The sequence below is a fragment of the Allochromatium tepidum genome (assembly GCF_018409545.1).
GTDB lineage: Bacteria > Pseudomonadota > Gammaproteobacteria > Chromatiales > Chromatiaceae > Thermochromatium > Thermochromatium tepidum_A.
Genome location: NZ_AP024563.1, coordinates 432,103 through 451,736 on the forward strand (window position 1 = coordinate 432,103; position 19,634 = coordinate 451,736).

The window sequence follows — 19,634 nt, forward strand, 5'->3', positions numbered from 1 at the left end:
GACGACTTGGTTTATCGAGAGTGTGACGCGATGAGCATTCTGGTCGGACTGATCCACAATGCCACGCTGCTGCTGGCGCTGGTGGCGGCCTACAGCCTTCTGATCGCCCGGCTGCCGCGTGAGCGTCTGGCCGTACAGATCCTCAATGGCGTGGTCTTCGGCGTGGTGGCCCTGGTGGGGATGATCTACCCCGTGACCCTGATGCCCGATCTGATCTTCGACGGGCGTACCGTGGTGGTGGGGCTGGCCGGCGCCTTCGGCGGTGCCCCGGCGGCCATCGTCGCCGCCCTGATCGCATCGGCCTATCGAATCTGGCTCGGCGGCCCCGGACTCTATATGGGGGTTGGGACCATTCTGACCGCCGCACTGCTGGGCAGCCTGTTCCACGCCCTGCACCGTGCCGGCCGCGTGCGGCTCAATGTCTGGACGCTCTTTCTGCTCGCGCTGCTGGTGCATGTACTGGCCCTGGCCTGGGTGCCGCTGCTGCCGCCCGACTGGCGCCCGCGCGTTCTGGAGCAGATCGCCGTGCCCTATCTGGCCGTGCTGACTGTGGTCATGGCATTGCTGGGGTCGTTGTTGCAAGCGCAGGAGCAAAGGTTCGAAGACGAACAGGCGCTCCGCCGTGCCGAGGCCGAGCTGCAACGGCGTCGCTGCGATCTGGAGGCGCTGGTCGAGGCGCGCACCGCCGAACTCGCCGCTGCCCGCGACGCCGCCGAGGCGGCCAATCGGGCCAAGAGCGAGTTCCTGGCCAACATGAGCCACGAGATCCGCACCCCGCTCAACGCCATCAGCGGCATGGCGCATCTGATGCGTCAAGCCGGTCTCTCGCCCGATCAGACCGCGCGGCTCGACAAGCTGGAGGCGGCCAGCACGCATCTGCTGAGTCTGATCAACGCGATTCTCGAATTCTCCAAGATCGAGTCCGGTAAGCTCACGCTCGAATCGGCGCCGCTCCAGGTCGAGCGACTGGTCGAGCAGGTTGTGGCGATGCTGAATGAGCGTGCCGCCGCCAAGGGTCTGGAGTTCGTCGCTGAGGTCGACGCCCTGCCGCCCTATCTGCTCGGCGATGCGACACGCTTGCAGCAGGCGCTCATCAATTATGCCGGCAACGCCATCAAGTTCACCGAGCACGGACGGATCGCGCTCCGGGTGACGCTGGCCGAGGAGGAGGCGGCCAGCGCCCTGGTGCGCTTCGAGGTCGAGGATACCGGGATCGGGATCAAACCCGAGGTGCTGCCCTGCCTATTCGCCGCCTTCGAGCAGGGCGATAACTCCATCACCCGCCAGCACGGCGGTACGGGTCTGGGACTGGCGATCACCCAGCGGCTGGCGCGGCTCATGGGTGGTGAGGCCGGCGCCGACAGCACGCCGGGCGTCGGCAGTCGTTTCTGGTTCAGCGCCCGTCTGCTCAAGGGCGAGCCGATCGCCTTCGCGCCTCGGCCCGAGTCGGGCGCGCCCGAAAACGCCGGGGAACGGCTCAAGCGCGACCATGCCGGCTGTCGCGTCCTGCTGGTCGAGGACGAGCCGATCAACCAGGAGATCGCGCGCGATCTGCTGGAGGAGGCCGGACTGCGCGTCGACACCGCCGACGATGGCGTCGAGGCCGTGCGTCTGAGCGCCGAACGGGACTACGCCCTGATCCTGATGGACATGCAGATGCCGAACATGGATGGACTGGAGGCCACCCGCCGCATCCGTCAGGATCCCCATAGCGCCCGGACGCCGATCGTGGCCATGACGGCCAATGCCTTCGCCGAGGATCGGGCGCGCTGTCTGGAAGCGGGTATGAACGACTTCCTCACCAAGCCGGTGATGCCCGAGACGCTCTACGGCGTGGTGGACACATGGTTGTCGGTGCCGAATGGACGCTAGACCTCCAGGGTTTCAAGTTGGATATCGATACTGAAGTGAGGACTGATGAAGCAGGCTGTACATTCTCCAGACGCCACCCAGTGGCCGATCATCGAAGACCGGCTGTCCCAAGGCTGTGCCGCACTCGGTTTGACGCCGACGCCCGAGCAACGGGTGCGTCTGGTCGCCTTCCTCGGCCTGCTCGTGCGCTGGAACCAGGCCTACAACCTGACCGCCGTGCGCGATCCGCTGGAGATGGTCGCCAAGCATCTGCTCGACAGTCTGGCGATCGCGCCCTTCCTGTTCGGCGAGACGGTGCTCGATGTCGGCACCGGCGCCGGTCTGCCGGGACTGCCGCTGGCCATCCTCGCGCCCGAACGCCGTTTCTGGCTGCTCGACAGCAACAACAAAAAGGTCCGCTTCGTCCGTCAGGCGGTGCTCGAACTCGGCCTGACCAACGTCGAGCCGGTGCAGTCGCGCATCGAAACGTACCGACCGGGACGAAAATTCAGTACCATAGTCAGCCGCGCAGTGGCCGCCGAATCCGTGTTGCCCGTGCTGACCGCCGATCTCTGCGATCGACCGGGCCGGCTGCTGCTCATGAAGGGACGCGCAGACGAGGCGTCCGACGACACCGCCTGGGCCGCGCTCAACCCCAGCGTCCATCGTCTGACGATCCCCTTTCTCGATGCCCCACGTCATCTGATCGAACTCCGGAGTGACTGAGTCGACCATGGTCAACATCATCGCGATCGCCAACCAGAAGGGCGGGGTCGGCAAGACCACCACGGCGGTCAATCTCGCCGCCGCGCTGGCGTTCATGCGCCGTCGCGTGCTGCTGATCGATCTCGATCCGCAGGGCAACGCGACCATGGGCTGCGGGGTCGACAAGCATCAGGTCGAGCATACGACCTGTGATCTGCTGCTGACCGAGGTGCCCATCGCCGACTGTCTCCAGCGCGTCACCGAACCCGCGCCCGGATTCGACCTGCTGCCGTCCAACGCCGATCTGACCGCCGCCGAGGTCGGGCTGCTCGACTCGCCCGACCGCGAGCAGCGCTTGAGCCGGGTACTGGCCACGGCGGTCGGGGCCTATGAGCTGGTCATCATCGACTGCCCGCCCTCGCTCAACATGCTCACGCTCAATGCGCTGGTTGCGGCGCACGGCGTGCTGATCCCGATCCAGTGCGAGTATTACGCGCTCGAAGGGCTGTCCTCGCTGCTCGACACCATCGAACAGGTGCGCGAGAGCCGCAACGCCGGTCTGCGGATCGAAGGCATCCTGCGCACCATGCACGACCCGCGCAACAACCTGGCCAATCAGGTCTCGACCCAGCTCGTCACCCATTTCAAGGATCAGGTCTACCGCACCATCATCCCGCGCAACGTCCGCGTGGCCGAGGCGCCCAGCCACGGTCAGTCGGCGCTGGTCTACGACCCGCAATCGCGCGGTGCGCTCGCCTATCTGGCGCTCGCCAGCGAGGTGCTGCGCCGTCACGAAAAACGCCGCCAGGCCGAAGCGGCCTGATCCGGTCCAATCGATCCCAAGACGCATGGACACGAGCGAACAGAAGAGCACGCCGCGCAAAAAAGGACTCGGGCGCGGACTCGACGCCCTGTTGGGTGCGGCCCGTCCACCGGTGCCGCGACTCGACCCGACCAGTGGTGAAACCCCGACGACGACCTCAGGTGCCGGCGCGAATCCGAACCCGAGTCCGATGCCCGTCGAAGCCGTCCGCCGTCTGCCGTTGGAGCACATCCAGCGCGGACGCTATCAGCCGCGACGCGACTTCGATCCCGAGGCGCTACGCGAGCTGGCCGACTCCATCCGCGCCCAGGGCGTGATCCAGCCGATCGTGGTGCGTCCGCTCGCCGAGCCGGGCGCGACCGGCGCGCGCTACGAGATCATCGCCGGTGAGCGCCGCTGGCGTGCCTCACAGCAGGCCGGACTCGCCGAGATCCCGGTCGTCGTCCGCGAGGTCGACGAGCGCACCGCCCTGGCCATCGCCCTGATCGAGAACATCCAGCGCGCCGACCTGAACCCGCTGGAAGAGGCCGGCGCACTCGAACGCCTGATCACCGAGTTCGACCTGACCCATCAGGACGTCGCCGAGGCGGTCGGCAAGTCGCGCGCCACGGTCAGCAATCTGCTGCGTCTGCTGGAACTCAACGCGGATGTCAAGGAACTGGTGGCACAGTCTCAATTGGAGATGGGCCATGCGCGCGCTCTGCTCGGACTCAAGGGCGACGTCCAGAGTCAGGCTGCGCATCAAGTGGTCGCCGCCGGGCTCTCGGTGCGCGAAACCGAACGTCTGGTACGCCGACTCCAGCAGGCCGACGAACCGCCGGGCGCGAACGCCAAACCGGCGCCGACGGACGATCCCGATATCCGCCGACTCCAGAACGACCTGACCGACCGGCTCGGTGCGCACGTCCGGATCCAGCATGGCCAGCGCGGCTCGGGCAAGCTGGTGATCGCCTACAACACCCTGGATGAGCTCGATGGCATCCTGTCACGCATCCAGTGATACACCGATGCCGCACTTCTGGACGAACGGCGTTCACTGACGTTGACCCTGTGTTCACGAATATTTATAATTACGGGCTTGTGAGTGCCGAACCCGCACCACTCACGTCGATTCAATGCAACAGCCGAACGCGCCTCAAGCCCGACAGATCCTGAGAATCCAGTCGATCTTCGGCTTGATCCTGACCATCGTCGCCCTGCCGTTCGGCAGTCCAGTTGCGATTTCAGTCCTGATCGGGGCCGGAACTTGCTGGCTGGCTAACGCCTTACTGGTGGTCTGGGTCTTTCGCGCCTATCGCGCCCAGGCACCGGAGAGGGTGGTTTTGCGTTTTTACAGCGCCGAGGTTGCGAAGATCGCCCTGATCCTCGGACTCTTCGGGGTTGCGTTCGCGATCTATGACGAATTGAACATACCGGCCTTGCTTGGCGCCTACTTCCTGGTCCAAGTGATTCCGACCCTGATTGCCGCTCAAACGGGCAGCCGAACCCAGTAGCGAGAGATGATCGATGGCTTCTTCCGAAACCCTGACCTCCCAAGAATACATCCAGCACCATCTCACCAATCTGACGCTCGGTTGGCATCCCGAGCATGGTCTGGGCTTCGCGCACAACAGCGCCGAAGCGGCTGAGATGGGCTTCTGGGCCATCAATGTCGATACCATGTTCTTCTCGATCCTGCTCGGGTCGGTCTTCATCTGGTTCTTCAAGGGCGTGGCCGAGCGCGTGACCGCCGGTGTGCCCAGCGGCGCGCAGAACTTCGTCGAATGGATCGTCGATTTCGTCGAAGAGAACGTGCGCGGCTCCTTCAGCCACAAAAATTCCATGGTCGCACCTCTGGCTCTGACCATCTTCGCCTGGGTGTTCCTGATGAACCTCATGGACCTGGTGCCGGTCGATCTGATCCCGCACCTGTTCGCGCAGTTGTTCGCCACCCTGGGTGCCGATCCGCATCACGTCTATCTCAAGGTCGTGCCGACCACCGACCCGAACGCCACCTTCGGTATGGCGCTCATGGTCTTCATCCTGGTGCTCTACTACAGCATCAAGATGAAGGGTGTCGGCGGCTTCCTCGGCGAGCTGACCCTGCAACCCTTCGGCAAGTGGGGCCTACCCGCGAACCTGATCCTGGAAGGCATCAGTCTGCTCTCCAAGCCCGTTTCGCTCGCGCTGCGACTCTTCGGCAACCTCTATGCCGGCGAGATGATCTTCATCCTGATCGCGCTGCTCTACGGCGGCGGCATGGTCCTGGCCGGAACCGCCGGCGTGCTGCAATTCGTCTGGGCCGTGTTCCACATCCTGATCATCACGCTGCAAGCCTTCATCTTCATGGTGCTGACCATCGTCTATCTGGACATGGCGCATCAGGAACATCACTGATCGTCCGCACGGGTGTCGAGCCTCTGACCGCTCGACGCCCGGCCCGTTTTCATCAACCGACAGTCCGTCTTTTTTACTCAAACCCCTGGGGGATCTCATGGAACTCGAAGTCGCACAAGCATTCGCAATGGCCATCAAGTTCATCGGCGCGGGCCTCATGCTCGGTCTGGGCGCGGTCGGCGCCGGCGTGGGCATCGGTGTCCTGGGCGGTCGCTTCCTGGAAGGCGCCGCACGTCAGCCGGAACTGATCCCGATGCTGCGCACCCAGTTCTTCATCGTCATGGGTCTGGTCGACGCCCTGCCGGTCATCGCGATCGCCATGGGTCTGTACCTGATGTTCGCTGCCTAAACATGCATCCGGCTCCGGCCGGGTCGAGGACACTCGCCTGTCATCCTGACTAGGTCCGAGGCAAAGGCACGAGGCAACGCTATGAACATCAATCTGACCCTGTTCGCCCAGATGATCACCTTCGCGGTGTTCGTCGGGTTCTGCATGAAGTACATCTGGCCGCCCATCGTGAAGGCGTTGGCGGAGCGCAAGGCCAAGATCGCCGAGGGTCTCGCCGCCGCGGAGCGTGGTCACCAGGAGAAGGCGCTCGGCGAGCAGCGCGCACTGGAACTGATGAAGGAGGCCAAGACCAACGCGGCCGAGATCGTCGGTCAGGCCCAGAAGCGTGCGACCGACATCGTCGAAGAGGCGAAGTCCGACGCGCGTTCCGAGGGTGAGCGGCTGCTGGCCGCCGCCAAGGCGGAGATCGAGCGCGAGACCAATCGTGCGCGCGAAGAGCTGCGCGAGAAGGTCGCCGTGCTGGCCATCGCCGCCGCCGAGAAGATCCTCCAGAAAGAGATCGACGTCGCGGCCCATCGCTCGATCGTCGACGATTTCGCCAAGCAGCTCTAAGGGAACACCATGGCCGGAGAACTCACCACCATCGCGCGCCCTTATGCCGAGGCCGCCTTCGCGCACGCCAAGGAGTCCGGGCAGGTCGACGCCTGGTCCGAGGCGCTGACGCTGCTGGCGACCGTCACCTCGGATCCGCAGATGGCTGCGCAGATCGGCAATCCGACCGTGCCGCGTGAGCGGATCCGTGACCTGCTGCTCGAAATCTGCGGCAGCGCGCTTGCGGCGGGTCCGGCCAATCTGGTGCGTCTGCTCGCGGACAACGCGCGGCTCGCGGCCATCCCCGAGATCGCGCGCCTCTTCGAGGAGCGTCGCGTCGCCGATCAAGGCGTGCGTCACGTCCTGGTGCGCAGTGCGTTCGAAGTCGAAGACGCGCAGCGCTCGGCCCTGGCCGATGCGCTCGCGAAGCGCCTGGGCGCTCAGGTCGATCTGAGCTTCGAGATCGATACCGCCCTAATCGGCGGACTCGAGATCCGCGCCGGCGACTTCGTCATCGACCACTCCGTGCGCGGCAAGATCAAGCAACTGGCCCACGCTCTGCAATTCTGAACTGGACACCGCCATGCAACTGAATCCATCCGAGATCAGCGATCTCATCAAGCAGAAGATCGAGAAATTCGAGCTTCAGACCGAGGCTCGCACCGAGGGCACCGTGGTCAGCCTGACCGACGGCATCGTGCGCATCCACGGGCTGTCCGATGCTCAGTACTATGAGATGCTCGAATTCCCGGGAAACACCTACGGATTGGCGCTGAACCTGGAGCGTGACTCGGTGGGCGCGGTGGTCCTGGGCGACTATACCCATCTGTCCGAGGGCGATTGGGTCCGTTGCACGGGGCGCGTCCTGGAAGTGCCGGTCGGCGCGGGTCTGCTGGGCCGCGTCGTCGATGCGCTGGGCAACCCCATCGACGGCAAGGGTCCGATCGAAGCCGAAGGCACCTCGCCGATCGAAAAGGTCGCGCCGGGCGTCATCGAGCGCAAGTCGGTCGACCAGCCGGTGCAGACCGGCCTTAAGGCCATCGACGCCATGGTGCCGATCGGTCGCGGTCAGCGTGAGCTGATCATCGGCGACCGTCAGACCGGCAAGACCGCGGTGGCCATCGACGCCATCATCAACCAGAAGGGCACAGGCATTAAGTGTATCTACGTCGCCGTCGGCCAGAAGAACTCCTCGATCGCCGCCATCGTGCGCAAGCTCGAAGAGCACGGCGCCATGGATCACACCATCATCGTCGCTGCGCCCGCCGCCGACTCGGCCGCCATGCAGTTCCTGGCTCCCTATGCCGGCTGCACCATGGGCGAATATTTCCGTGACAAGGGCGAGGACGCGCTGATCGTCTACGACGACCTGACCAAGCAGGCCTGGGCCTATCGTCAGGTGTCGCTGCTGCTGCGCCGTCCGCCGGGCCGCGAAGCCTATCCGGGTGACGTCTTCTATCTGCACTCGCGTCTGCTGGAGCGTGCCGCGCGCGTCAACGCCGATTACGTCGAGAAGATGACCGACGGCAAGGTCAAGGGCCAGACCGGCTCGCTGACCGCGCTGCCGATCATCGAGACCCAGGCCGGCGACGTGTCCGCCTTCGTTCCGACCAACGTGATCTCGATCACCGACGGTCAGATCTTCCTCGAAACCGACCTCTTCAACGCGGGTATCCGTCCGGCCATCAATGCCGGTCTGTCGGTGTCGCGTGTCGGTGGTGCGGCTCAGACCAAGATCATCAAGAAGCTCGGCGGCGGTATCCGTCTGGCACTGGCTCAGTACCGCGAGCTGGCGGCCTTCTCGCAGTTCGCTTCCGATCTGGACGAAGCGACCCGCAAGCAGCTCCAGCGCGGCGAGCGCGTCACCGAACTCATGAAGCAGTTCCAGTACTCGCCGATGAGCGTCGGTCAGATGGCCGTCTCGCTGTTCGCCGCCAACGAGGGCTATCTCGACGACGTCGACGTCAAGAAGGTCGTCGACTTCGAGCGCGCGCTCCAGAGCTATGTGAAGTCCGCCCGCGCGGATCTGCTGGCCAAGATCGATTCGACCGGTGATTTCAACGACGACATCGCCCAGGCCATGCACACCGCGATCAAGGACTTCAAGGCCAACAACACCTGGTAACAGCCGCCGGCGACCAGCCTCCAGCCTCCAGCAAGAGGTCTGGCGGCTGGCGGGCTGCGTCTCGACATCTATCGAACCTCCTCGACCCACCGGCCGACTGGCTGGCGGCTGGAAGCTGGAGGCTGGGAGCTAAAGAATGGCAGGCGCCAAAGAAATCCGCACCAAGATCGCGAGCATCAAGAGCACGCAGAAGATCACCAAGGCCATGCAGATGGTCGCGGCCTCCAAGATGCGCAAGGCCCAGGACCGCATGGCGGCCTCCCGTCCCTACGCGGAGAAGATGCTCCAGGTCATCAGTCATCTGGCCAACGCCACGCCCGAGTATCGACACTCGTTCATGGCGACCGAGCGTCCGCTCAAGCGGGTCGGTTACATCGTCGTCTCGTCCGATCGCGGACTGTGCGGCGGTCTCAACAGCAACCTGTTCCGCCGCCTGATCGCCGAGATCAGGGAGCAGCGGACCGCCGGCATCGAGCCGGTGTTCTGCACCATCGGCAGCAAGGCGCTCGGCTTCTTCAAGCGCTTCGGCGGCGAGGTCAAGGCGCAGGCGACCCATCTGGGCGACAAGCCGCACGTCGAGGATCTGGTCGGTACGGTCAAGGTCATGCTCGATGCCTTCGAAGCCGGCGAGATCGACGCGCTCTATATCGTGAGCAACGAGTTCGTCAACACCATGACCCAGCGCCCGACGATCCGCCGGCTGGTGCCGCTGGTCGCCGGCGAGCGCGACGCCATGCCCTATCACTGGGATTACATCTACGAGCCGGACGCCAAGACGGTCCTGGATGCCCTGCTGACGCGCTACATCGAGTCGCTCGTCTATCAGGCGGTGGTCGAGAACAGCGCCTGCGAGCAGGCCGCGCGCATGGTCGCGATGAAGGCCGCCTCGGACAACGCCGGCAACCTGATCGGTGAGTTGCAGCTCGTCTACAACAAGGCGCGTCAGGCCGCCATCACCCAGGAGATCTCCGAGATCGTCAGCGGCGCCGCCGCCGTCTAACCGACCGGCCGGCCGCACGCTCGATACGGTTCGCTCCGGGCGGGGCACGGGATCCAAACAGAATCGCTTAAGTGGCTGTGAGGCCAAAGAGGATAAAGACTATGAGTTCCGGTAACGTGGTGGAAATCATCGGCGCCGTGGTGGACGTGCAGTTCCCGCGCGGCGAGATGCCCAAGGTGTATGACGCGCTCAAGATCGAGTCGACGGGTCTGACGCTGGAAGTGCAGCAGCAGCTCGGCGACGGCGTGGTGCGCACCATCGCCATGGGTTCGACCAACGGTCTGCAACGCGGTGTCGGCGTGACCGCCACGGGTGCACCGATCCGGGTGCCGGTCGGCCAAGCGACCCTGGGCCGCATCATGGACGTGCTGGGCAACCCCATCGACGAGCAGGGCGAGGTCAAGAGCGAAGAGCGCTGGTCGATCCACCGCGCCGCGCCCAAGCTGGAAGATCAGGCCGCCTCGACCGAGATCCTGGAGACCGGCATCAAGGTCATCGACCTGATCATGCCGATCGCCAAGGGCGGCAAGGTCGGTCTGTTCGGCGGCGCCGGCGTCGGCAAGACCGTCACTTTGATGGAGCTGATCCGCAACATCGCCGTCGAGCACTCGGGTTTCTCGGTGTTCGCGGGTGTCGGCGAGCGTACTCGTGAGGGTAACGACTTCTATCACGAGATGAAGGAAGGCGGCGTTCTCGACAAGGTGGCGCTGGTCTACGGCCAGATGAACGAGCCGCCGGGCAACCGTCTGCGCGTGGCCCTGACCGGTCTGACCATGGCCGAGTACTTCCGCGACGAAGGTCGTGACGTGCTGATGTTCATCGACAACATCTACCGTTACACCCTGGCCGGTACCGAGGTGTCCGCACTGCTCGGTCGTATGCCCTCCGCCGTGGGTTATCAGCCGACCCTGGCCTCCGAGATGGGCGCGCTGCAGGAGCGCATCACCTCGACCCGCACCGGCTCGATCACTTCGTTCCAGGCCGTTTACGTGCCCGCCGACGACTTGACCGACCCCTCGCCGGCGACGACCTTTGCGCACCTGGACGCCACCCTGGTGCTGTCGCGTCAGATCGCCGAGCTGGGCATCTACCCCGCCGTCGATCCGCTCGACTCCACCAGCCGTATCCTCGACCCCAATGTCGTCGGCGCCGAGCACTACGAGACCGCGCGCGCCGTGCAGGGGACGCTCCAGCGCTACAAGGAACTCAAGGACATCATCGCGATCCTGGGTATGGACGAGCTGTCGGAAGAAGACAAACTCACCGTCAACCGGGCGCGTAAGATCCAGCGCTTCCTGTCGCAGCCGTTCTTCGTCGCCGAAGTCTTCACCGGCGCGCCCGGTAAGTTCGTGTCCGTCAAGGACACCATCAAGGACTTCAAGGCCATCGTCAACGGCGAGTACGACCACCTGCCCGAGCAGGCGTTCTACATGGTCGGCGGCATCGAGGAAGCGGTCGAGAAGGCCAAGAAGATGGCCAACTAAGGGAGATCTCCCATGGCAATGACAATCCGCGTCGATATCGTCAGCGCCGAGGGCGCCATCCACTCCGGCCCCGCGACCATGGTCTATGCGACCGCGGAGATGGGCGAGGTGGGTATCGCCCCGCGTCATACGGCCTTCATCAGCCGGTTGCGTCCGGGCGACGTGCGGGTGGAGAACGAGCAGGGCGAGCAGGAGCATTTCTATGTCTCCGGCGGCATGCTCGAGGTCCAGCCGCATGTGGTCACGGTCCTGGCCGACACCGCCATCCGCGCCCGTGACCTCGACGAGGCCGCCGCGCTGGAGGCCAAGCGTCGCGCCGAGGATGCGCTCTCCGGTCAGAAGGCCGAGTTCGAGTACGCCAAGGCGCAGGCCGAGCTGGCCGAGGCCGTGGCGCAACTGCGGGCGATCGAGAAGCTGCGCAAGATGAAGCGTGGCTGATCGGTCCGGCGGTCCGCGCTGAGGCCATTCGGTCTGAATAGACGCCCCCTATCGTCAGCGATCGGGGGCGTTTTCTTTTGTGGGGTTCGAGCAATGAAGACAGGTGTCGTGATCCTGGCGGCGGGGCAGGGCAAGCGGATGCGCTCGCGTCGGCCCAAGGTGTTGCATTCATTGGCGGGACGGCCGCTGCTGGCGCATGTGCTGGCGGCGGCGCGGGCGCTCGATCCGGCGCGGATCGTCGTGGTGCATGGGCATGGCGGGGAGCAGGTGTGTGCAGCGCTGGCCGACGAGGATTGCGTGTGGGTCGAGCAGGCCGAGCAGCGCGGGACGGGCCATGCCGTCATCCAGGCCATGCCGGCGCTGACCGACATGGATTTGGTGCTGGTGCTCTATGGCGACGTGCCGCTGATCACATCGGAGACCCTGGAGCGGTTGGTGGAGCTGGCGGGTTCGACGCCGCTGGCGGTGCTGACGGCCGAGTTGGACGATCCGAACGGCTATGGCCGTATCCTGCGCGATGCTGAGGGGCGAGTGGTCCGCATCGTTGAGGACAAGGATGCCGCGCCCGACGAGCGCGCGATCCGCGAGATCAATACCGGCTTCCTGGTCGCCGATCATGCGCGCCTGGTTTCCTGGCTGGATAGGATCGACGACGACAATGCTCAGGGCGAATACTATCTGACCGATGTCATCGAACTGGCGGCGCGCGAAGGTGTGGTGATAGCCACTGCTCAGCCCGACGCGCTGCACGAGGTCTCGGGTGTCAATGATCGCGTCCAGCTCGCCGAGCTGGAGCGCATCCATCAACGCCGGCAGGCCGAGTCGCTGATGCGCTCAGGCGTGACGCTGGCCGATCCGGCGCGGTTCGATCTGCGCGGGCGGCTCGACGCGGAGCCGGATGTCTTCATCGACGTCAATGTCGTCATCGAGGGCGAGGTGCGCCTAGCTTCGGGCGTGAGCATCGGTCCCAACTGCGTGCTCAAGGACTGCGTCATCGGCCCGGACACCCAGATCCAGGCCAACTGTGTCATCGAGTCGGCCGAAGTCGGCGCCAACGCACGCATCGGTCCCTTTGCCCGTCTGCGCCCTGAGGCGCGGCTGGCCGACGACACCCATGTCGGCAACTTCGTCGAGATCAAGAAGACGCAGGTCGGACGCGGCAGCAAGGTCAATCATCTGACCTATCTGGGGGATGCCGAGATCGGCGTCGGAGTCAATGTCGGCGCCGGCACCATCACCTGCAACTATGACGGCGTCAACAAGTTCAAGACCCGGATCGGCGACGGGGCCTTCATCGGCTCCAACACGGCGCTCGTGGCGCCGGTCGAGGTAGGAGCGGGCGCGACCATCGGCGCCGGCTCGGTCGTCACGCGCGAGGCGCCGGCCGAACAGCTCACGGTCGCGCGCGCGCGTCAGACAACGATCCCGGGCTGGAAGCGACCCAGTGAGGAGCACTGAGCACTCCGGAGTGGTGCATCGTCATCCTTGAAACAGAACGATTCAGTTGAGGCAGCCTTGAACTCATCTGCAACCATGGATAGTTCTGAACACATTAAGCCACTGAACGGTCAACGTTGTGAAATCCTGATCCCGGTCTTCAACGGTTACGAGTCTGTCAGGCGCTGTCTCGACAGCGTGCTCGCGCATTCGCCGCCGGACTGTGCGATCCGCATACTCGACGATGCCAGCAGCGATCTGCGTCTCCTGGGCTGGCTGGACGCACTGGAGTCGCATGAGCCGCGTGTCTCGGTCACGCACGCCGACGAGAATCTCGGCTTCGTCGGCAACGTGAACCGGGGACTGGCGTCGGCGACCGGCGATGTGATCCTGCTCAACTCGGACACGGTCGTCACCCCCGGCTGGGTCGAGAAACTGCTCGCCTGCGCGGCGAGCGACCCGCGCATCGCCCTGGTCTGTCCGCTCTCCAACAACGCTACCATCCTCTCGGTACCGCGCGCCAATGCGGACGATCCCATTGCGGATGGACTCGGGATCGAGCGTTTCGGTGCCCTGGTCGAATCCGTCTCGGCCCGCCGCTACCCGCGCCTGCCGGTCGCCGTCGGCTTCTGTATGTTGATCCGCCGGCCGGCACTCCAGCGTCTGGGACTCCTGCACCGCGCCTATCATCGCGGCTATGGCGAGGAGTGCGACTATTCGCTGCGTGCCTGGGAGGCCGGATTCGAGGTCGTCTGCTGCGACGACACCTTCGTCTATCACGAAGGCGAACAGAGTTTCGGCACGGTCGCGGGCATGGAAGGGGTCAAGCGCCGCAACGAGTCCGTCCTGCTGGCCCGCTGGCCCTTCTATCACGCGCTCGTCCGGCGTTTCTGCCGGCTCGATCCGTTGCGCGACGTCCGCGAGCGCGTCTTGACCGGGCTGGCACGCGCCCGTGGCGATCACGCGCCGCACATCCTGCAACTGCTGCACTCCTATCATACCCTGGGCGGCACCGAACTCCATTCGCGCGCCCTGGTGGAAGGACTCTCCGAAACCTACCGGACCACGGTGCTCTTTCCCGACGAGATCGGTTCCTATCAGGACTATCACTGCGTGGTCGACCACGAATGGTTTCGGGTGCTGGCCTATCGACGCGATCTGACCGAGGGACGACCCAGACTCTTCGGTCAGGTCGCCGCGTTACGCAACGCCGTGGTCGAGGCGAGTTTCGCGCGCCTGGTCGCGGGCGGGCAGGTCGCTCTGGTCCATGTCCAGCATCTGCTGCACTGGGGCACGCTGGAACTGCCGCTGATCGCGCGGCGGCTCGGGGCCGTGGTGGTGCTGTCGCTGCACGACTATTTCCTCTTCTGCCCCGTGTTCGACATGCTGCGACCCGATGGGCGTCCATGCGGCAAGGCCCGCGCCGAGGCCGATGATCCCGAGTGCCTGTACTGTCTGGCCCGGCAGTCGTCGACGGACGAGACGGCGGACGCGCGGCGCCTCTATCTGCGCGAGCGGCATACCAAATTGCTGGAAGTCTTTGCGGCGGCCGATGCGCTCGTCTCGCCTTCGCACTTCGTGCTGGAGCGCTTCCGCCGTGCCTATGGTGATGCGTTGGCCGCCAGGGTGCGGGTCGTTCCGCATGGGCTCCCCGCGCTTGGTCGGGCACCGAAACCCAGCCGTGGGCCGCGCTTCCGGCTCGGGGTCTTCGCCAATCTGTCGCGGCGCAAGGGGGCCGACCGGCTGTTGGAGATGGTCGAGTTACTGAAAGCGCGACGCGATCTCGAGATCCTGCAATTCGGCAGTGTCGATCCGGCCTATCAGGCGTCCCTGGACGCGGCCGGGGTGCGCCGCCAGGGTGTCTATCGCCTCCAGGATCTGGCGCGGCTGGCGGCCGGGGTCGATCTGGCGCTGGTGCCCTCGATCTACGAGGAGACCTTCTGTCTGACCATCGCCGAGTTGCAGGCGCTGGGCGTGCCCGTGCTGGCCTTCGGGGTGGGGGCGATCCCGGAGCGCATCCAGGATGGCGTGACCGGCTTTCTGGTCGCGGAATCCAGCGCGCGCGCCCTGGCCGAGCGTATCGAGCGGCTCATCGCCAGTCCCGAGTCGTTGCGCCAGGTGCGGGGGGCGACTGCGCGAGCATCCGGTCAAGTCGATGGCGAGCAATGTGCTGGACTACGCCGAACTCTATGCCGGCTTACTGGAGCTGCACGCCGGTCGCCCGCGTGCCGATCTGAACGAGATCCTGGCGGCATTGGAATCCGACCCTGTGGCCGGGGAACCGGTCGAGATGTCGGCCGCGCTCCTGGAGACGCTCGCGCCGAGCTGGGGGCGCCGGCAAACGGGCTACGGCACGCCGGATTATCGGCGCTGGCTGGAGTCTCAGGGGCGCTATGCGCCGCCCTGTCATGGCCGGGACTCGGACGCACCGTTCGCGCTCCTTATGGTGATTCTGGAGTTCGAGCGCGAACCCGGAGCCATCGCCGCCACGCTGGAGTCACTCCTGACCGGCGCCAACATCAGGAGCGGACTCCAGTGTCTGGTCGTCAGCCTGTTCGATCCGCCGTCCTTGACGCCGGACCAAGCTCAATCGTGCCTCTGGAGGCGGATCGAGTCCGGCCAGTCCGTCGCCCGTCTCATCAACCGTCGGCTGGCCGGGTGGCAGGGCGATTGGATCGGCTGGATGGGCGCCGGCGACCGGCTGCATCCGTCTGCGCTCGGTCTCCTGCGCGGTCATGCCGCCAAGTCGCCCGAGTGGCGTCTGATCTATACCGACGAGGATCGCATCGCCGAGGATGGGCGCCGCTATCACCCCGTCTTCAAGCCCGATTTCGACCTCGATCTGCTGCGCTGCCGGTTCTACGTCGGTGATCTCTGTCTGATCGCGCGCGACGCCTTTCTGGAATGCGGCGGTCTGTCGCACCAGATCGAGGTTGCACTCCATGATCTTTGCCTCAAGGTCGTCGACCGCTTCGGCGAGTCGGCGATCGGGCACGTCCCGCACGTCCTCTACCATCGCGCCGACAGCCGGAACCTATCCGCCCCCGCGTCCGATGCGGTCGCCAAGATTCTCGCCGCCCATCTGGAGCGTCGTCGGATACGCGCTCAGGTCCGCGCCACCTCAGTGCCCGGCATCCACTGGATCGACCATCCGGTCTCGCCCGCGATCAGGACCACGCTGCTGGTGTCGACCCAGGGCGATGCCCAGGCGGTCGCCGAACTGATCGACTCGGTGCGCCCCCTGCTCGGACGGCTGGAGATCCTGGTGCTGGACTTCCAGCGCAAGGGCGCGCTGCCCACGCCGTCCAGGGTATTGTCCGAGGCCGGTCCGGTGCGCTGGCGGCGGGCCGAGTCGAGCGAGAACATCGCGCGCTCCCTGAATCGGGCGATCCGCCGTCTCGATACCGAACGGGTGCTGGTCATGCACGATGGTCTGCGCGCGCGACCGGGCTCGGCGCTTTCGATCCTGCTCGGCCTGATCGACCGTCCCGACGTCGCCCTGGCCGGCCCGTGCATCCTGGATACGGAGGGACGGATTCTTCAGAGCTACCCGCTCATGGGCTTCTGGCCGCTGGGTGCCACGGGTCAACTCCATCGCGGCCTGACACTGGGCGATACGGACGGGGCTCTGAACCGCCATCTCTGCGTCCAGCGCTGTGCCGGCGTCTCGGATCAGGCGTTCGTGCTCCGGCGGGCGGCGTTCGAGCAGGCGGGCGGTTTCGACGAGACGGCGTTTCCGAATGCCTGGTACATGCTCGATTTCGGTCTGCGTCTGGCCGACCTGGGATACAAAACGCTCTGGACGCCCCATGCGACCCTGGTCGCGGGGGCCGGACGGGGCCGCTTCCAGGGCTATCGCCGTCGCAAGCTCAAGCAGATCGAAGTGGCCGACGAGGTGGCACGACTCTACGAACGCTGGCTGCCCCGACTGGCTCGTGATCCGGCCCACAACCCGAACCTGACCCTGCGCGACCCGAGCGCCCGACCCGAGACCGAGATCGGCCTTGCCTGGGATCCGCGACTGTGCGAGGCGCCGCGTCTGCTGGGGTTTCCGGGCGACCAGACGGGCAGCGGTCACTATCGGGTGATCGATCCGCTGAACACCCTGCGCGCGCAGGGGCTGGCCTGTTGTGCCCTGGTTCCGGCCGACAAACCGACGCGCCCGCCGAGCGTGGTCGAACTCGAACGGCTCGCGCCCGATACCCTGCTGTTGCACAACGCGCTCCACGACCGGCATCTCCATGCCCTGGAACTCTATCGGCGCTACAACGACGTTTGTCTGGTCTTTTCGCTGGACGATCTGATCACGGATCTTCCGTCCTGGAATCCATTCAGCCGCACGAACTACCCGGACATCGACCGGCGTCTGGACCGGGCGCTCGGACTCTGCGACCGTCTGCTGCTCAGTACGCCGCTGCTCGCCGAGTTCTATGGCGGGCGTCATGACGATGTGCGCGTGGTGCCGAATCGTTTGCCGCGTGCCCGTTGGCAGGGACTGGTCGATGTCGAGGCTGAGTCGGATCGCTCGGGACGCAAACCGCGCATCGGCTGGGCCGGGGCCGCGCAACACGCGGCCGATCTGGAGTGGCTCGCGCCCGTGGTCGAGGCCCTGGCCGGTGAGGTCGAGTGGTGTTTTCTCGGCATGTGTCCGGATGGACTCGAACCCTACGCAACGATCGTTCAGCCGATGGTCGATTTCGAGCCGTATCCATCCGTGTTGGCTGGACTCGGATTGGATATTGCGATCGCGCCATTGGCGTTGCATGATTTCAACCGCTGTAAGAGTCCGCTCAAATTGTTGGAATACGGTGCGCTCGGTATCCCGGTCGTCTGCACCGATATCGAGCCCTACCGCGAGGCGCCGGTCGAGCGTCTGCCAAACCATCCGCACCTCTGGATCGAGGCGCTTCGCGCGCGTCTGGCCGATCCGGAGTCCACGCGCCGCGAGGGTCGCGAACTGCGGCGTTGGGTGGAGTCCGGCTGGATGCTGGATGACGCGCTCTCATCATGGATCGAGGCACTTTCGCCAGGGCCATCGTGAGTCGCAGAGCAAGCAATCAACACCTATAGCGAGAGGACGATCATGATCAAGAAGCGTCAAGCCGCGGCGATCAGCGCCGCGATCCTGGGGCTGGCCTGTTATGGCGAGTCCCCTGAATCGATGGCCGAGGATTCACTGGTCGATTCCGTGGTCGACAGTGTCGTCCCCCAGACGAGTCCCGCGCCGGATGAGGGGAGCGTGTCGGCCAGCGGCGCGACCCTGGGACAGGTCTCGATGTCGACCGGAAACACCAATACGGCCGGGTTCGCCAATACCATCTTCACCGCCTGTAGCGGTGGGGCCAATGTCGGAACCCAGTTCCAGGACGACTGTACCCTGTTGGTGGTCGGCGGCACTGAGGATGCGTCCGGCACGGCCCGCGCTCTGACCGCCTTGACGCCCGATCAGATCCTGGCGCCGCGGACCACGTCCGTGCAACAGGTCAAGGCCGGGATCGGCGTGGTGTCCATGCGCATGGAGAGCCTGCGCTTCGCCGGCCAAGTGCCGGGCTTCACGCCGAACGCGCTGATCGCCTCCAACACGCTCTTCGGCGCCACGGGCGGCGGGGCCGGCGGCGACCTGCAACTCGGGCGCGGCGGCGTCTTCTTCAATCTGAAATATCTCAATGCCGAGCAGGATCGCAATCGATATACGTCGGGCTATGATCTCGATGGGGTGCGATTCACGCTTGGCGCGGACTATCGGCTCCAGGAGAACCTGATCGTTGGTGTGTTCGGCAACTATGCCTCGGGAACCACCGATTACTGGCTCAACAAGGGCGACATGGATGTGAGTGCCTGGGGATTGGGTGTCTATGGCACCCGGTATTGGGAGGGCGGCGCCTTCGTCGAGGGTACGCTCGGATACGATGTCAGTGACTATGACATGACCCGCCGAATCGACTACGGCATCAAGATCGACGGCGTCCTGACGCGCGTCCGGCAAAACGCGACCTCGACTCCGGAGTCCGGCACCTTCTATGCCACGCTCAGCGGCGGTTACAACATCGAGGCCGGCGCGTTCACCTTCACACCGGCCTTGAGCCTGAACTATCTGCGCAACAGCCTCGATTCCTATCGCGAGCGCATGTCGGATCCGACGGCCCCCGGCGGCAGTCTGGCCATCGCCTATGATTCGCAGACCTATACCTCGTTCAATTCACGCCTGGGCTTCATGGTGGCCAGGGCGTTCAGTTCGAACGTCGGCGTCTGGGTGCCGCAACTGAGTCTGGACTGGGTCCATGAGTTCTCGGAGGATCAGGATCGGATCGATGCCCGCTTCATCAGTGATCTGAGCGCCACGCCATTGATGATCTCGACGACCAGTCCCGACCGGAATTACTTCGATCTCGGAATCGGCATCTCCGGTCAGTTCGCTCAGGGGCGCTCGGCGTTTCTGGCGATCAACACGCTGCTGGGATACGAGGACGTGGAGAATTATACGATCTCCGGGGGCGTTCGGCTGGAGTTCTGAG

At 65.1% G+C, this 19,634-nt stretch carries 16 protein-coding genes; all 16 read left to right on the top strand.

Translation table 11 applies throughout. The features are described from left to right. The first annotated feature begins 30 nt into the window (after positions 1-30). The 16 genes from Atep_RS02060 (at position 31) to Atep_RS02135 (ending at position 19,633) form a co-directional block, all read left to right on the top strand. Positions 31-1,872 carry a hybrid sensor histidine kinase/response regulator gene (locus tag Atep_RS02060; protein ID WP_213379980.1) on the top strand — a complete coding sequence of 614 codons (1,842 nt, stop codon included), beginning with the start codon at positions 31-33 and terminating at the stop codon, positions 1,870-1,872. A gap of 45 nt (positions 1,873-1,917) precedes the next feature. Beyond that, a complete protein-coding gene (gene rsmG, locus Atep_RS02065; protein WP_213379982.1) occupies positions 1,918-2,577 on the top strand; it encodes a 16S rRNA (guanine(527)-N(7))-methyltransferase RsmG in 660 nt (219 codons plus the stop codon). Between the two features lie 7 nt (positions 2,578-2,584). Then, complete coding sequence (locus tag Atep_RS02070; protein WP_213381371.1) at positions 2,585-3,379, top strand: ParA family protein; 795 nt, start codon at positions 2,585-2,587, stop codon at positions 3,377-3,379. Between the two features lie 25 nt (positions 3,380-3,404). After that, positions 3,405-4,379, top strand: coding sequence for a ParB/RepB/Spo0J family partition protein (locus tag Atep_RS02075; RefSeq protein WP_213379984.1), 975 nt, complete (start codon positions 3,405-3,407; stop codon positions 4,377-4,379). A gap of 115 nt (positions 4,380-4,494) precedes the next feature. Further along, entirely contained in the window at positions 4,495-4,872 is a 378-nt protein-coding gene (locus tag Atep_RS02080) for an ATP synthase subunit I (RefSeq protein ID WP_213379987.1), read from the top strand. Positions 4,873-4,885: 13 nt separating this feature from the next. Next, complete coding sequence (atpB, locus tag Atep_RS02085; protein ID WP_213379989.1) at positions 4,886-5,755, top strand: F0F1 ATP synthase subunit A; 870 nt, start codon at positions 4,886-4,888, stop codon at positions 5,753-5,755. 97 nt (positions 5,756-5,852) lie between these two features. After that, positions 5,853-6,104, top strand: coding sequence for a F0F1 ATP synthase subunit C (gene atpE / locus Atep_RS02090; RefSeq protein ID WP_012969289.1), 252 nt, complete (start codon positions 5,853-5,855; stop codon positions 6,102-6,104). An 81-nt stretch (positions 6,105-6,185) separates the two neighbouring features. After that, the gene (locus Atep_RS02095) at positions 6,186-6,656 is read left to right on the top strand and encodes a F0F1 ATP synthase subunit B (RefSeq protein ID WP_213379991.1); all 471 of its coding nucleotides are present in this window, start codon (positions 6,186-6,188) and stop codon (positions 6,654-6,656) included. 9 nt (positions 6,657-6,665) lie between these two features. Beyond that, positions 6,666-7,205 (top strand): F0F1 ATP synthase subunit delta, encoded by a 540-nt coding sequence (locus Atep_RS02100; RefSeq protein WP_213379993.1) that lies wholly within the window; start codon positions 6,666-6,668, stop codon positions 7,203-7,205. Between the two features lie 13 nt (positions 7,206-7,218). Further along, the gene (atpA, locus tag Atep_RS02105; protein ID WP_213379995.1) at positions 7,219-8,760 is read left to right on the top strand and encodes a F0F1 ATP synthase subunit alpha; all 1,542 of its coding nucleotides are present in this window, start codon (positions 7,219-7,221) and stop codon (positions 8,758-8,760) included. Positions 8,761-8,896: 136 nt separating this feature from the next. Further along, a complete protein-coding gene (atpG, locus tag Atep_RS02110; protein ID WP_213379997.1) occupies positions 8,897-9,760 on the top strand; it encodes a F0F1 ATP synthase subunit gamma in 864 nt (287 codons plus the stop codon). Between the two features lie 101 nt (positions 9,761-9,861). Then, positions 9,862-11,244 (top strand): F0F1 ATP synthase subunit beta, encoded by a 1,383-nt coding sequence (atpD, locus tag Atep_RS02115; RefSeq protein ID WP_213379999.1) that lies wholly within the window; start codon positions 9,862-9,864, stop codon positions 11,242-11,244. Positions 11,245-11,256: 12 nt separating this feature from the next. Further along, a complete protein-coding gene (locus Atep_RS02120) occupies positions 11,257-11,682 on the top strand; it encodes a F0F1 ATP synthase subunit epsilon (protein WP_213380001.1) in 426 nt (141 codons plus the stop codon). A gap of 93 nt (positions 11,683-11,775) precedes the next feature. Then, positions 11,776-13,140 carry a bifunctional UDP-N-acetylglucosamine diphosphorylase/glucosamine-1-phosphate N-acetyltransferase GlmU gene (gene glmU / locus Atep_RS02125; RefSeq protein ID WP_213380003.1) on the top strand — a complete coding sequence of 455 codons (1,365 nt, stop codon included), beginning with the start codon at positions 11,776-11,778 and terminating at the stop codon, positions 13,138-13,140. Between the two features lie 75 nt (positions 13,141-13,215). Beyond that, the gene (locus tag Atep_RS02130) at positions 13,216-15,990 is read left to right on the top strand and encodes a glycosyltransferase (RefSeq protein WP_213380005.1); all 2,775 of its coding nucleotides are present in this window, start codon (positions 13,216-13,218) and stop codon (positions 15,988-15,990) included. Positions 15,991-18,202: 2,212 nt separating this feature from the next. Then, positions 18,203-19,633 carry an autotransporter outer membrane beta-barrel domain-containing protein gene (locus Atep_RS02135; RefSeq protein ID WP_213380007.1) on the top strand — a complete coding sequence of 477 codons (1,431 nt, stop codon included), beginning with the start codon at positions 18,203-18,205 and terminating at the stop codon, positions 19,631-19,633. The last annotated feature ends 1 nt before the right edge of the window (position 19,634 follow it).

Excerpts from the sequence above, each read along its gene's own strand:
- Atep_RS02060 (WP_213379980.1), top strand. The coding sequence starts at position 31 with ATGAGCATTCTGGTCGGACTGATCCACAATGCCACGCTGCTGCTGGCG.
- rsmG (WP_213379982.1), top strand. The coding sequence starts at position 1,918 with ATGAAGCAGGCTGTACATTCTCCAGACGCCACCCAGTGGCCGATCATC.
- Atep_RS02070 (WP_213381371.1), top strand. The coding sequence starts at position 2,585 with ATGGTCAACATCATCGCGATCGCCAACCAGAAGGGCGGGGTCGGCAAG.
- Atep_RS02075 (WP_213379984.1), top strand. The coding sequence starts at position 3,405 with ATGGACACGAGCGAACAGAAGAGCACGCCGCGCAAAAAAGGACTCGGG.
- Atep_RS02080 (WP_213379987.1), top strand. The coding sequence starts at position 4,495 with ATGCAACAGCCGAACGCGCCTCAAGCCCGACAGATCCTGAGAATCCAG.
- atpB (WP_213379989.1), top strand. The coding sequence starts at position 4,886 with ATGGCTTCTTCCGAAACCCTGACCTCCCAAGAATACATCCAGCACCAT.
- atpE (WP_012969289.1), top strand. The coding sequence starts at position 5,853 with ATGGAACTCGAAGTCGCACAAGCATTCGCAATGGCCATCAAGTTCATC.
- Atep_RS02095 (WP_213379991.1), top strand. The coding sequence starts at position 6,186 with ATGAACATCAATCTGACCCTGTTCGCCCAGATGATCACCTTCGCGGTG.
- Atep_RS02100 (WP_213379993.1), top strand. The coding sequence starts at position 6,666 with ATGGCCGGAGAACTCACCACCATCGCGCGCCCTTATGCCGAGGCCGCC.
- atpA (WP_213379995.1), top strand. The coding sequence starts at position 7,219 with ATGCAACTGAATCCATCCGAGATCAGCGATCTCATCAAGCAGAAGATC.
- atpG (WP_213379997.1), top strand. The coding sequence starts at position 8,897 with ATGGCAGGCGCCAAAGAAATCCGCACCAAGATCGCGAGCATCAAGAGC.
- atpD (WP_213379999.1), top strand. The coding sequence starts at position 9,862 with ATGAGTTCCGGTAACGTGGTGGAAATCATCGGCGCCGTGGTGGACGTG.
- Atep_RS02120 (WP_213380001.1), top strand. The coding sequence starts at position 11,257 with ATGGCAATGACAATCCGCGTCGATATCGTCAGCGCCGAGGGCGCCATC.
- glmU (WP_213380003.1), top strand. The coding sequence starts at position 11,776 with ATGAAGACAGGTGTCGTGATCCTGGCGGCGGGGCAGGGCAAGCGGATG.
- Atep_RS02130 (WP_213380005.1), top strand. The coding sequence starts at position 13,216 with ATGGATAGTTCTGAACACATTAAGCCACTGAACGGTCAACGTTGTGAA.
- Atep_RS02135 (WP_213380007.1), top strand. The coding sequence starts at position 18,203 with ATGATCAAGAAGCGTCAAGCCGCGGCGATCAGCGCCGCGATCCTGGGG.